Origin of the sequence: Variovorax sp. J22G73 (assembly GCF_030317035.1) — a bacterium.
Taxonomy (GTDB): Bacteria; Pseudomonadota; Gammaproteobacteria; order Burkholderiales; family Burkholderiaceae_C; genus Variovorax.
Genome location: NZ_JASZYK010000002.1, coordinates 901,649 through 914,486, shown reverse-complemented (window position 1 = coordinate 914,486; position 12,838 = coordinate 901,649). Strand labels below are relative to the sequence as shown.

Sequence of the window (12,838 nt, the reverse complement as noted above, 5' to 3'; positions counted from 1 at the left end):
ACGGTGCGGCGCGCGCGCTCAATCCGACCCGGTTCGGGTCGACGCAGACCCATCGACAGCGCCCCGAACCCGCGGATGACACGCAGATGACACGACGACAAGCCAGGAGACAAGACAGATGAACTTCGAAGGCATCTACTGCTTCGACACGGCGAGCGTGCGCTTCGCCGTCTACCCCGAAGGCCCGGGCGGCCCGCGCGTGATCGCGCAGATTTCCGAGCACACGCTGCACGACGGTTTCGGCGAACGCGAGGTCGGCGAGCGCCTGCTGGACGTGTGCCGCCGGCACTTCCCGGTGATCGAGCCCGCGGCCATCGCGCGCTACCGGGCCGAGCCGGGCCGGGCGATCACGCTCACGGTCGACGATTTCGCGCTGCACGCCTGAGGCCGCCTCAAGAATCCGAAGCCGACATTCGGGCAACTCTCCGACAAGCCAAGTCGGTGCAGACCGTAACCACGGCACGCGGTGTCGCCGCAGATTGAGACACCGCCAGACGAACAACGCAGTCGTTCCTTGAACAGCCGTGTCGCTGGCCTTCACATCAAGGAACGCCGGTGCCTCTGAACCATTCACTCCAAGGCGAGCGAGACGCCTACCTTTTCCACGAAGGAACTCATTCCCGCCTGTACGACCTGCTCGGGGCGCACCCGCAGCCGGGTGGCGGCGTGAACTTTGCGGTGTGGGCGCCCAATGCCGAGTCGGTCTCGGTGGTGGGCGACTGGAACTACTGGTCCGGCGACGCCGACCCGCTCTCTCCCAGCCCCGACCACACGGGCATCTGGCAAGGCCATGTGCCGCAAGCCGCGCTCGGGCAGACCTACAAATACCGCATTCGCTCGCGCTTCGGCGGCTACGCCGTCGACAAGGCCGACCCGGTGGCTTTCAGTGCCGAGTTGCCGCCGGCCACCGGCTCGCGCATCTGCGAACTGTCGTACCAGTGGAACGATGACGAGTGGATGGCGCGGCGCGGCGCGCACAACGCGCTCGACGCGCCGCAGTCGGTCTATGAAGTGCACCTGGGCTCCTGGCGCCGGCACGACGGGCAGTTCCTGAGCTATCGCGAGCTGGCGCACGAACTCGGCGCGTACGTCACGAAGATGGGCTTCACGCATGTGGAGCTCATGCCCGTGACCGAGCACCCGTTCTACGGCTCCTGGGGCTACCAGACCACCGGCTACTTCGCGCCCACCGCACGCTACGGCTCGCCGCAGGACTTCATGTACATGGTCGACTACCTGCACCAGCAGGGCATCGGCGTGCTGCTCGACTGGGTGCCCTCGCACTTTCCGGTCGACGAGCACGGGCTGGGCTACTTCGACGGCACGCACCTGTATGAGCATGCCGACCCGCGCCAGGGCTTCCACCCCGAGTGGAGCTCGGCCATCTTCAACTACGGCCGCCCCGAGGTGCGCAGCTTCCTGGTGTCGTCGGGCCTGTTCTGGCTCGACCTGTACCACCTGGACGGCCTGCGCGTGGACGCGGTGGCCTCCATGCTCTACCTCGACTACGCGCGCAAGCACGGCGAGTGGATTCCCAACCGCCACGGCGGGCGCGAGAACCTGGAGGCCATCGACTTCCTGCAGACGCTCAACCGCGCCGTGTACCGCGAGTTTCCCGACACCGTCACGGTGGCCGAAGAGTCGACCGCCTGGCCGCGCGTGTCCCGCCCCACCGACATGGACGGCCTGGGCTTCGGCGAGAAATGGAACATGGGCTGGATGCACGACACCCTGGCCTACATGAAGGAAGACCCGGTCAATCGCAAGTACCACCACCACAAGCTGACCTTCTCGCTGGTGTACGCCTTTCACGAGAATTTCGTGCTGCCGCTCTCGCACGACGAGGTGGTGCACGGCAAGGGCTCGCTGGTCAACAAGATGCCGGGCGACAACTGGCAGCAGTTCGCCAACCTGCGCGCGCTGTTCGGCTTCATGTGGGCGCACCCGGGCAAGAAGCTGCTGTTCATGGGCGGCGAGTTCGGCCAGCGGCGCGAGTGGACGCACGACGGCGAGCTCGAGTGGTTCGTCACCGAGCAGGCGGGCCATGGCGGCCTGCAGCGGCTGGTGGCGCAGCTCAACCGCGTGTACCGCGAGCAGCCCGCGCTGCACCAGCTCGACTTTTCCGCGGCGGGCTTCGAGTGGCTCACCGCGGACGACGAAGAGAAGAGCGTGTTCGCCTTCCTGCGCAAGTCCGCCGACGGCAGCCCGCCGCTGCTGGTGGTGAGCAACATGACGCCGGTGCCGCGCACCAACTACGTGCTGGGCGTGCCCGGTGGGTCGAAAGGCACGCTGGGCGGCAACTTCTGGCGCGAAGTCATCAACACCGACGCGGCCGAATTCGGTGGCGCGGGCTGGGGCAACCTGGGCGGCGTGGAGGCCGCTCCCGTGCGATCGCACGGCCGCATGCAGTCGGTGAGCCTGACCCTGCCGCCCCTTTCGACGCTGATCCTGGAGCAACGGCCCACACCATGAAGAACATCTTTGCCACCCGCCACGCCCCCGTGGCGACCGACATCGCAGATAACCACGGCAACGTGCGCGCCGTGATCGACGCCGTGCTGCCCGCCGTGGACAACGGCCGCTTTCCCGTGAAGTGCGTGGCCGGCGAGCGCGTGCGCGTGCGCGCGCACTGCTTCACCGACGGCCACGACGTGCTGCGCGTGCAGCTGCGCTGGCGCGCGCAGGACCAGCCCGAGTTCCGCGAAGTGCCCATGAAGCCGCTGCGCAACGACGTGTGGGAGGCCGCCTTTTCGCCGCCCGCGCTCGGGCGCTACGTGTACACCGCGGTGGCATGGGTCGACCCCTTCGAGTCGTGGCGCAGCGAGATGACGCGCCGCGTCGATCCCGACGACGTGCGCATCGCCTCGCAGGTGGGTGCGCTCGAAATCGCCGCGGCCGCCGGCCGTGCCGACGGCGTCGACAAGACCGCGCTGCAGCGCTGGGCCACCGAGCTCGACGCCGTGGCCGCCACGCCCGGCGCCGACGCCGTGGCGCTCAAGGCCCTGGCGCTCGACGAAGAGCTGGCCGACACCGCGCGCCGCCACCCCGACCGGCGCCACGAGGCGCACTACCCGGTTGAGCTGCCGCTGGTGGCCGACCGCGAGCGCGCGCGCTTCAGCACCTGGTACGAGCTGTTTCCGCGCTCGGCCGGCACCGAGCCCGGCGTGCACGGCACCTTCAAGGACGTGGAAGCCCGCCTGCCGGCCATTGCCGCCATGGGTTTCGACGTGCTGTACTTTCCGCCCATCCACCCCGTGGGCCGCGTGCAGCGCAAGGGCCCGAACAACAAGCTGGTGAGCGGGCCCGACGACGTGGGCAGCCCCTGGGCCATCGGCGCGGCCGAAGGCGGCCACAAGCACATCCTGCCCGCGCTGGGCACGCCCGAAGACTTTCGCCAGCTGCTGGCGCGCGCGGCCGAGCACGGCCTGGAGATCGCGCTGGACATCGCTTTCCAGTGCGCGCCCGACCACCCGTATGTGAAAGAACACCCCGACTGGTTCCGATGGCGGCCCGACGGCAGCGTGCAATACGCCGAGAACCCGCCCAAGAAGTACCAGGACATCTACCCCTTCAACTTCGAGAGCGACGACTGGCGCGGGCTCTGGAACGAGCTGAAGAGCGTGTTCGAGCACTGGGTGGGCGAGGGCGTGCGCATCTTCCGCGTGGACAACCCGCACACCAAGGCCTTTCCGTTCTGGGAGTGGGTGATCGCCGAAATCAAGCGCACGCACCCCGAGGTCATCTTCCTGGCCGAGGCCTTCACGCGGCCCAAGGTGATGCACCGGCTGGCCAAGGGCGGCTTCTCGCAGAGCTACACCTACTTCACCTGGCGCAACACCAAAGAGGAACTGGTCGAGTACTTCACCGAGCTGTCGACCACGCCCGGCATCGACTACTTCCGCCCCAACGTGTGGCCCAACACGCCCGACATCCTGCACGAGCAGCTGCAGGGCGGCGAGGCGTCGGTGTACATGTCGCGGCTGGTGCTGGCGGCCACGCTGTCGGCGAGCTACGGGATCTACGGGCCGGCCTACGAGCTGCGCGAGCATCTGCCGCGCGAGCACGGCAGCGAGGAGTACCTCGACTCCGAGAAGTACCAGCTGCGCCACTGGAACCACGACGACCCCGAGAGCCTGGCGCCCTTCATCGCGCGGGTGAATCGCATTCGCCGCGAGAACCCCGCGCTGCAGTGGGACCGCACGCTGCGCTTCCTGCACGTGGACAACCCGCAGCTGCTGGCCTACGCCAAGACCTCGGCCGACGGCAGCAACGTGGTGGTCACGGTGGTCAACCTCGACCCGCACACGCCGCAGTCGGGCTGGGTCGGGCTGGAGCCCGGCAGCGTGGGCGTGAGCCCGGCTTCGCGCTCCTTCCAGATGCACGACCTGCTCAGCGGGCAACGCTTCATCTGGCAGGGCGACTGGCACTACGTGCGGCTCGACCCGCACACCGCACCCGCGCACATCTTCGTGGTCCGTCGGCGCCATGGCGACGAGCGCGACTTCGACTACTTTCTTTGAGAGGTCGCCCGCCCATGAATGCACCCGTCTCGCACATTGCCCTTGAAACCGTCGAGATCGACAACAGCGACGATCCGCTGTGGTACCGCGACGCGGTGATCTACCAGCTCAACGTCAAGGCCTTCTTCGACTCCAACAACGACGGCATGGGCGACTTCCAGGGGGTGACCGCCAAGCTCGACTACGTGAAGGACCTGGGCGTCAACACCATCTGGCTGATGCCCTTCTACCCGTCTCCGCTGCGCGACGACGGCTACGACATCGCCGAGTACGAAGACGTGCACCCGCAGTACGGCACGCTGGCCGACTTCCGCGAAATGATGGCCGAGGCCCACAAGCGCGGCCTGCGCGTGATCACCGAGCTGGTCATCAACCACACGTCGAGCGACCACCCGTGGTTCAAGGCCGCGCGGCTGGCGCCGCCCGGCTCGCCGGAGCGCAACTTCTACGTGTGGAGCGACACCGACCAGATCTACCAGGGCACGCGCATCATCTTCACCGACACCGAGACGTCGAACTGGACCTGGGACCCGGTGGCCAAGCAGTACTACTGGCACCGCTTCTTCAGCCACCAGCCCGACCTGAACTTCGACAACCCGGCGGTGATGGAAGCCATCCTGAAGACGATGAAGTTCTGGCTCGACATGGGCGTGGACGGCTTCCGGCTCGACGCCATTCCCTACCTGGTGGAGCGCGACGGCACCAGCAACGAGAACCTGCCGGAAACGCACGCGGTCATCAAGCGGCTGCGCGCGGCCATCGATGCGCAATACAAGAACCGCTTCCTGCTGGCCGAGGCCAACATGTGGCCCGAAGACGTGCGCGAGTATTTCGGCGACGGCGACGAGTGCCACATGGCGTATCACTTTCCGCTCATGCCGCGCATGTACATGGCCATCGCGCAGGAAGACCGCCACCCCATCGTGGAAATCATGGCGCAGACGCCCGACATTCCCGAAGGCTGCCAGTGGGCCATCTTCCTGCGCAACCACGACGAGCTCACGCTCGAGATGGTGACCAGCAAGGAGCGCGACTACATGTACACCATGTACGCGGCCGACACGCGCGCGCGCATCAACCTGGGCATTCGGCGGCGGCTGGCGCCGCTGATGGAAAACGACCTCGACCGCGTGAAGCTCATGAACGGCATGCTGCTGTCGATGCCGGGCTCGCCCATCATCTACTACGGCGACGAGATCGGCATGGGCGACAACGTGTTCGTGGGCGACCGCAACGGCGTGCGCACGCCCATGCAGTGGAGCCCCGACCGCAACGCCGGCTTCTCGCGCGCCGACCCGCAGCGCCTGTACCTGCAGCCCATCATGGACGCCATGTACGGCTACGAGGCGCTCAACGTGGAAACGCAGGCGCGCGACGCCAGCTCGCTGCTGAACTGGACCAAGCGCATGCTGGCCGTGCGCAAGACCAGCCACGCCTTCGGGCGCGGCAAGCGGCGCTTTCTGAAGCCGGGCAACCGCAAGATCCTGGCCTACCTGAGCGAGCACGACGGCGACGTGATCCTGGCGGTGTTCAACCTGTCGCGCGCCGCGCAGCCGGTGGAGCTCGACCTGTCGGAGTTCAAGGGCCATGTGCCCATCGAGATGCTGGGGCGCGCGCCGTTCCCGCCCATCGGCGAGCTCCCGTACCTGCTCACGCTGTCTTCGTACGGCTTCTACTGGTTCAAGCTCACGGCCGAGGCCGACGCGCCCAGCTGGCACGACCAGGGCGTGGCGCTGCAGGACTGGCCCACGCTGGTGCTGTTCGACGGCTGGACCAGCTTCTTCCGCGACCGCGTGATGCCGTGGCGCATCGGCATGGCCGAGCGCATGCGCAACCAGTTCGAGCTGGACACGCTGCCGCGCCACATCGAGATCCAGCGCTGGTACGCCTCCAAGGGCGTGCCGATCGCGCGGGCCCGCATGGTCGACCACGCCGTGTGGGAGGCCAACGGCCAGAGCTGGATGCTGCCGCTGCTGGCGCTCGACGGCCCGCCCGGCGGCGCCACGTACTTCATGCCGCTGGCGCTGGCCTGGGAAGAGCGCGACGAAGAGCGCATGGCCGGCGTGGCGCAGGCCGCGCTCGCCAAGGTGCGCCAGCAGGCGCAGGTCGGGCTGATGGGCGACGCCTTCTACGACGAGGCCTTCTGCCGCGAGCTGGTGCGCGCCATCTCGCAAGGGGCCGAGCTGGCCACGGGCAACGGCAAGCTGGTGTTCAAGCCCACGGCCGCGTTCGGCACGCTGAACATCGACATCGACGCACTGCCGGTCGGCCGCCCCAGCGGCGTGAGCAGCAACACGGCCGTGACGCTCGACGAAACCCTGTTCCTGAAGGGCTATCGCCATGTGCGCCAGGGCATCAACCCCGAGCTGGAAATGGGCCGCTTCCTCACCGAGGTGGAGTACCCCAACTGCGTGCCCGTGCTGGGCGCGCTGGAGTACATCGGCAACGACGGCCGCACCATGACGCTGGCCATGGTGCAGAGCTACGTTGCCAACCAGGGCGACGGCTGGGACTACACGCTGGGCTACCTGGAGCGCTTTTTGCGCGACGTGGCCACCACCGACGGCGCCACGGCGGCGCCCGACGTGCTGGCCGTGCACGGCGGCTTTCTCGCGCTGATGGCCACGCTGGGCCGGCGCACCGGCGAGCTGCACCGCGCGCTGGCCACCCGCACCGGTGCCGCCGCCTTCGACCCCGAGCCGCTGTCGGCCACCGACGTGGCGGGCTACCGCACGCACGCCACCACCGACGCCACGGCCACGCTGGCGCTGCTGCGCGATCGCATCGACGTGCTGCCTGCAGGGGCGCAGGCCGATGCCCACACGCTGCTCGCGGCCGGCGAGGCGCTGCACGCGAACATCGCGGAGCGGCGCTTCGTGGGGGAAGGCGAGGGCAAGGGCGGTGGCGCGGCGGCGCTGAAGAGCCGCTACCACGGCGACTACCACCTGGGCCAGGTGCTGGTGAAGGACAACGACTTCATCATCATCGACTTCGAGGGCGAGCCCGCGCGCAGCTTCGAGGAGCGGCGCGCCAAGAGCTCGCCGCTGCGCGACGTGGCGGGCATGCTGCGCTCGTTCAACTACGCGCGCTGGTCGGCGCTGCGGCGCGTGGCGCAAAGCCCCGACGAGGCCGAGAAGCTGGCCGCGCCGGCCATCGCCTGGGAGCAGGCCACGCGCGACGCCTTCCTGAAGGGCTACGCCGAGGCCATCGCCGCGCCGGGTGATGCGACCGGTGGCTTGCCGCTCGACGCCGAGCTGCTCTCGCTGTTCGAGCTGGAGAAGGCGCTGTACGAACTGCGCTACGAACTGAACAACCGCACCGACTGGGTGCAGGTGCCGCTGCACGGCGTGCTGGCGCTGATTCGCCCCGCGCGCGCTTGATACCCCACTTACCGGAAGAGACTCATCATGGAAAACTTCGGCATTCACCTGGAGCCGCTGCGCGCCATCCTCTACCAGGTCGGGGCATTCATTCCGCGCCTGCTCATCGCGCTGGTGGTGGTGGTCGTGGGCTGGGTCATCGCCAAGGCGGTGCGCTTCGCGGTGACCAAGGCGCTGCGCGCCATCAACTTCAACGTGCTCACCGAGCGCGCGGGGCTGGACAACTTCCTGCGCCAGGGCGGCTGGCAGGGCGACACCAGCAGCGTGTTCGGCGTGCTGGCGTACTGGCTGGTGATATTGGCGTCGCTGCTCATCGCCTTCAACGGCATGGGGCTGAGCTACATCGCCGACCTGCTGGGGCGCATCGTGTGGTTCGTGCCGAACGTGGCCGTGGCCCTGCTGGTGCTGGCCTTCGGCTCGTACTTCGCCAAGTTCGTGGGCGACGCGGTGGGCAGCTACTTTCGCGGCGTGAAGATGCAGGACGCCATGCTGTTCGCCAAGATGGCGCAGTACGCGGTGATGGCCTTCGTGATCCTCATTGCGCTCGACCAGATCAAGGTGGGCGGCGACATCGTGCGCGAAAGCTTCCTGGTGATATTGGCGGGCGTGGTTTTTGCGTTGGCTTTGGCCTTCGGCCTGGCCGGCAAGGACTGGGCGAAGGCGCAGATCGAGCGTTGGTGGCCGCGCCAGGTGGTGGTGAAGGACACGCGGGTCGTCAAGGAGACGCCCGTGGTTCCCCCGGTGGCGCCGAACACCGTGTCGCCACCGCCGCGCTACGACGACCGGCCGCCGCGCTGAGCGCGGCGACCGCTGCCCCGATTGCCTTGCCTGCCTGCCTGTGATTGCCCTGGCCACTGAATGACACGAAAAACCAATCCGACGATCACGGCCATCTGGCCCGGCAAGCCTTACCCCCGCGGCGCCACCTGGGACGGGGAGGGCGTCAACTTCGCGCTGTTTTCCCAGCACGCCCAGAAGGTGGAGCTGTGCCTGTTCGACGAGCGCGGCCGCCACGAGCTGCAGCGTATCGTGCTGCGCGAGCGCACCGACGGCGTGTGGCACTGCTACCTGCCCGAGGCCCGGCCCGGCCAGGCCTACGGCTACCGCGTGCACGGCCCCCTACAAGCCCGAGGAGGGGCACCGCTTCAACCCGCACAAGCTGCTGGTCGACCCGTATGCGAAGGACCTGGTGGGCGACCTGCGCTGGGGCGACGCGCTGTACGGCTACACCGTGGGCAGCAAGCGCGAAGACCTGTCGTTCGACCGCCGCGACAGCGCCCCGCTGATGCCCAAGGGCCGCGTGCTCGAGACCGCCTTCACCTGGGGCGACGACCGCCGCCCCTCGGTGCCGTGGCAGGACATGGTCATCTACGAGATGCATGTGCGCGGCTTCACCATGACCCACCCCGACGTGCCGCCCGAGCTGCGCGGCACCTACGCCGCGCTGGGCTGCGCGCCGGTGGTCGACTACCTGAAGCGCTTGGGCGTGACCACGGTGGAGCTGCTGCCGGTGCACAGCTTCCTCAACGACCGCCACCTGGCCGAGAAGGGGCTGCAGAACTACTGGGGCTACAACACGCTGGCCTACTTCGCCCCCGAGATGCGCTACAGCGCCTCCGGCAAGGTGAAGGAGTTCAAGACCATGGTGAAGACGCTGCACTCCGCGGGCATCGAGGTGATCCTGGACGTGGTCTACAACCACACCTGCGAAGGCAACCAGCTCGGGCCCACGCTGTCGATGCGCGGGGTGGACAACGCCTCGTACTACATCGCCAACGCAGACAACCGCCGCTACTACGACGACTTCACCGGCTGCGGCAACACCGTGAACCTGGAGCACCCGCATGCGCTGCAGCTGGTGATGGACTCGCTGCGCTACTGGGCCGAGGAAATGCACGTCGACGGCTTCCGCTTCGACCTGGCCTCCGCGCTGGCACGCGAGGCCGGCAAGGTGGAGAACCTGGGCGGCTTCTTCGACGCCATCCGGCAAGACCCCACGCTCAACCGCGTGAAGCTCATCGCCGAGCCGTGGGACCTGGGCCATGGCGGCTACCAGGTGGGCAACTTTCCGCTGGGCTGGGCCGAGTGGAACGACCAGTACCGCGACGGCATGCGCGGCTTCTGGAAGGGCGACGGCAGCCTCATCGGCGAAATGGCCAAGCGCGTGACCGGCTCCGAAGACCTGTACGGCTGGTCGGGCAAGCAGCCCAGCGCCAGCATCAACTTCGTCACCGCGCACGACGGCTTCACGCTGCACGACCTGGTGTCCTACAACGACAAGCACAACGAGGCCAACGGCGAGGACAACCGCGACGGCAACAGCCACAACGTGTCGTGGAACTGCGGCGTGGAAGGCCCCACCGAAGACCCCGAAGTCATCACCCTGCGCGAGCGCCAGAAGCGCAACCTGCTGGCCACGCTGCTGCTGTCGCAGGGCGTGCCCATGCTGCTGGCCGGCGACGAGCGCGGCCACACGCAGCAGGGCAACAACAACGTGTACTGCCAGGACAACGCGCTCGGCTGGCTCGACTGGTCGGCCACGCCCGAGCGCCTGGCGCTCACCACCTTCGTCGAACGCATGATCGCGCTGCGCCGCGCGCACCCGTCGTTCCGCCGGCGCACCTTCTTCGCGGGCAAGCCGGCCGCGGGCGAGACCGTGACCGACGTGCACTGGCTCAAGCCCGACGGCGAAGAAATGCGCACCGAAGACTGGAGCGACACCAACGCCCGCTGCATGGCGATGTACATCCCCGGCGGCGGCATCGCCGACCGCGGGCCGCGCGGCGAAACGCAGCACGACGACGACTTTCTGCTGCTGTTCAACGCGCACCACGACGAGATCGCGTTCACCCTGCCGCCGATGCCGCACGGCGCCTGGCGCCTGCTGGTGGACACCGCCAGCACCTCGCCGCCGCCCACCACCGAAGACGCCTCCGCACTCGCGCCCGCATGGGCCGAGCCCACTTACCCGCTTCAATGCCGCTCGCTCGTCGTGCTGAGTCGGCCGGACGTACGGCCATGACCATGTCGACCCACCCCCATCCCCGCGCTCATCACGCCCATTCGATGCCCTTCGGCGCCACCGCGCACGACGGCGGCGTCGCCTTCGCCCTGTGGGCGCCCTCGCAGCAGCGGGTGCTGCTCGCGCACCGGCCGCTGAACGCGTCGGGTGGCGAACATGCCGCGCACCGCATGGCGCGAGACGCCGAAGGCTGGCACCGCCTCGACCTGGCCGGCGCGGCGCACGGCGACAGCTACCGCTTCGAGCTGCCCGACGGCTCCGCCGTGCCCGACCCGGCCTCGCGCTTCAACCCCGAAGACGTGCACGGCCCCAGCGTGGTCATCGACCCGCGCCGCTACGCATGGAAAGACGCCGCCTGGCGCGGCCGCCCGTGGGAAGAGGCGGTGGTGTACGAGCTGCACATCGGCGCCTTCACGGCCGAAGGCACCTTCAACGCCGCGCGCGAGCGGCTGGGCGAGCTGGCCGAGCTGGGCGTGACCGCCGTGGAGCTGATGCCGCTCGCGGACTTTCCGGGCAAGCGCAACTGGGGCTACGACGGCGTGCTGCAGTTCGCGCCCGATGCGTCCTACGGCACGCCCGACGAGCTGAAGGCGCTGGTCGACGCGGCGCACGGCCTGGGGCTGATGATGCTGGTCGACGTGGTCTACAACCACTTCGGGCCCGAAGGCAACTACCTGCATGGTTACTGCCCCGAGTTCTTCAACCCGGAGCACCGCACGCCCTGGGGCGCGGCCATCAACTTCGACGGGCCGGGCGCGCGCACGGTGCGCGACTTTTTCGTGCACAACGCGCTCTACTGGATCGAGGAGTTCCGCTTCGACGGCCTGCGCATGGACGCCATCCACGCCATTCGCGACAGCTCGCACCCGCACATCGTGCAGGAGATTCGCGAGGCCGTGCTGGCCGGCCCGGGCCGCGAGCGCCACGTGCACCTGGTGCTGGAGAACGACACCAACCAGGCCTCGATGCTCGCGCGCGACGGCCACGGCCTGCCCGTGGCGGGCACCGCGCAATGGAACGACGACCTGCACCACGCGGTGCACGTGCTGGCCACCGGCGAGCGCGACGGCTACTACGCCGACTACGCCGACAACCCCGTGTGCAGCCTGGCGCTGTCGCTGGCCGAAGGCTTCATCTACCAGGGGCAGCCCTCGGCGTTCCGCAACGGCGAGCGGCGCGGCGAGCCCAGCACGCGGCTGCCGTCGCAGGCCTTCGTCTCCTTCCTGCAGACGCACGACCAAGTGGGCAACCGCGCCTTCGGCGAGCGCATCCATGCGCTGGGCGACCCGGTGCGCGTGCGCGCGGCCATGGCCTGCCTGCTGCTGTCGCCGCACGTGCCCATGCTGTTCATGGGCGACGAGTTCGCGGCGTCCACCCCGTTCCTGTACTTCTGCGACTTCGGGCCCGAGCTGGCCGAGGCGGTGTCCAACGGGCGGCGCTCGGAGTTCGGCGGCTTCGCGGCCTTCAAGGACGAGGCGGCGCGTGCGCGCATCCCCGACCCGAACGCGGAGGCGACCTTTCTCGCGTCCAAGCTCAACTGGCGCGAGCGCGGCGCGCGCGCGCACTTCGAGCAGTTCAGCGAGGTGCAGCAGCTGCTGGCGCTGCGCCACAAGATGATCGTGCCGCACCTGGCCGGCTCCACCGGCGCGGGCGTGTTCTTCTGCGAGAACGACACGCTGCGCGTGCATTGGGACCTGGGGCCGCAGGGCGGAGGGACCGGTTCGGCCCGCCTGCACATGCTGGCGCATTTCGGCAGGCAGCAGACCACGCCGCTCGCCGGTTCGCCGGGCGCTGTGGTCTACCGTCACGGCGTGCATGAAGAAAGCGGTGCAGGGGAAGGCCATGCAGGCAATGCTTCGCTGCGCCTCGACCACGGCGCGGTGTTCGTCACGCTGGAGGACGCGCGCGGTGAATGA

At 68.6% G+C, this 12,838-nt stretch carries 7 protein-coding genes and 1 pseudogene; all 8 read left to right on the top strand.

Going from position 1 to position 12,838, the window contains the following annotated elements; genetic code table 11:
- Positions 1-118: 118 nt before the first annotated feature.
- The 8 genes and pseudogenes from QTI51_RS12285 to treZ all read left to right on the top strand — a co-directional run bounded on the left by QTI51_RS12285 (position 119) and on the right by treZ (position 12,838).
- Positions 119-385 carry a hypothetical protein gene (locus tag QTI51_RS12285; RefSeq protein ID WP_116907125.1) on the top strand — a complete coding sequence of 89 codons (267 nt, stop codon included), beginning with the start codon at positions 119-121 and terminating at the stop codon, positions 383-385.
- A gap of 170 nt (positions 386-555) precedes the next feature.
- Positions 556-2,472: a 1,4-alpha-glucan branching protein GlgB gene (gene glgB / locus QTI51_RS12280; RefSeq protein WP_286515769.1), complete on the top strand. Its 1,917-nt coding sequence runs from the start codon at positions 556-558 to the stop codon at positions 2,470-2,472.
- Positions 2,469-4,520 (top strand): alpha-1,4-glucan--maltose-1-phosphate maltosyltransferase, encoded by a 2,052-nt coding sequence (locus QTI51_RS12275; RefSeq protein ID WP_286515770.1) that lies wholly within the window; start codon positions 2,469-2,471, stop codon positions 4,518-4,520. The genes glgB and QTI51_RS12275 overlap by 4 nt, the downstream gene beginning before the upstream one ends.
- Positions 4,521-4,534: 14 nt before the next feature.
- On the top strand, positions 4,535-7,900 hold the full coding sequence (gene treS / locus QTI51_RS12270; RefSeq protein WP_116907128.1) for a maltose alpha-D-glucosyltransferase: 3,366 nt from the start codon (positions 4,535-4,537) through the stop codon (positions 7,898-7,900).
- A 27-nt stretch (positions 7,901-7,927) separates the two neighbouring features.
- Positions 7,928-8,698, top strand: coding sequence for a mechanosensitive ion channel family protein (locus tag QTI51_RS12265; RefSeq protein ID WP_116907129.1), 771 nt, complete (start codon positions 7,928-7,930; stop codon positions 8,696-8,698).
- A gap of 60 nt (positions 8,699-8,758) precedes the next feature.
- Positions 8,759-8,959 (top strand): annotated as a pseudogene (locus QTI51_RS39075) (hypothetical protein); the annotation flags it as partial.
- 100 nt (positions 8,960-9,059) lie between these two features.
- Positions 9,060-10,922 carry a glycogen debranching protein GlgX gene (gene glgX, locus QTI51_RS12255; RefSeq protein WP_503011505.1) on the top strand — a complete coding sequence of 621 codons (1,863 nt, stop codon included), beginning with the start codon at positions 9,060-9,062 and terminating at the stop codon, positions 10,920-10,922.
- Positions 10,919-12,838: a malto-oligosyltrehalose trehalohydrolase gene (gene treZ, locus QTI51_RS12250; protein ID WP_503011504.1), complete on the top strand. Its 1,920-nt coding sequence runs from the start codon at positions 10,919-10,921 to the stop codon at positions 12,836-12,838. Before glgX ends, treZ begins: the two co-directional genes overlap by 4 nt.

Bases quoted from the DNA above. Each gene is read 5' to 3' on its own strand.
- QTI51_RS12285 (WP_116907125.1), top strand. From the start codon at position 119: ATGAACTTCGAAGGCATCTACTGCTTCGACACGGCGAGCGTGCGCTTC.
- QTI51_RS12275 (WP_286515770.1), top strand. From the start codon at position 2,469: ATGAAGAACATCTTTGCCACCCGCCACGCCCCCGTGGCGACCGACATC.
- treS (WP_116907128.1), top strand. From the start codon at position 4,535: ATGAATGCACCCGTCTCGCACATTGCCCTTGAAACCGTCGAGATCGAC.
- QTI51_RS12265 (WP_116907129.1), top strand. From the start codon at position 7,928: ATGGAAAACTTCGGCATTCACCTGGAGCCGCTGCGCGCCATCCTCTAC.
- treZ (WP_503011504.1), top strand. From the start codon at position 10,919: ATGACCATGTCGACCCACCCCCATCCCCGCGCTCATCACGCCCATTCG.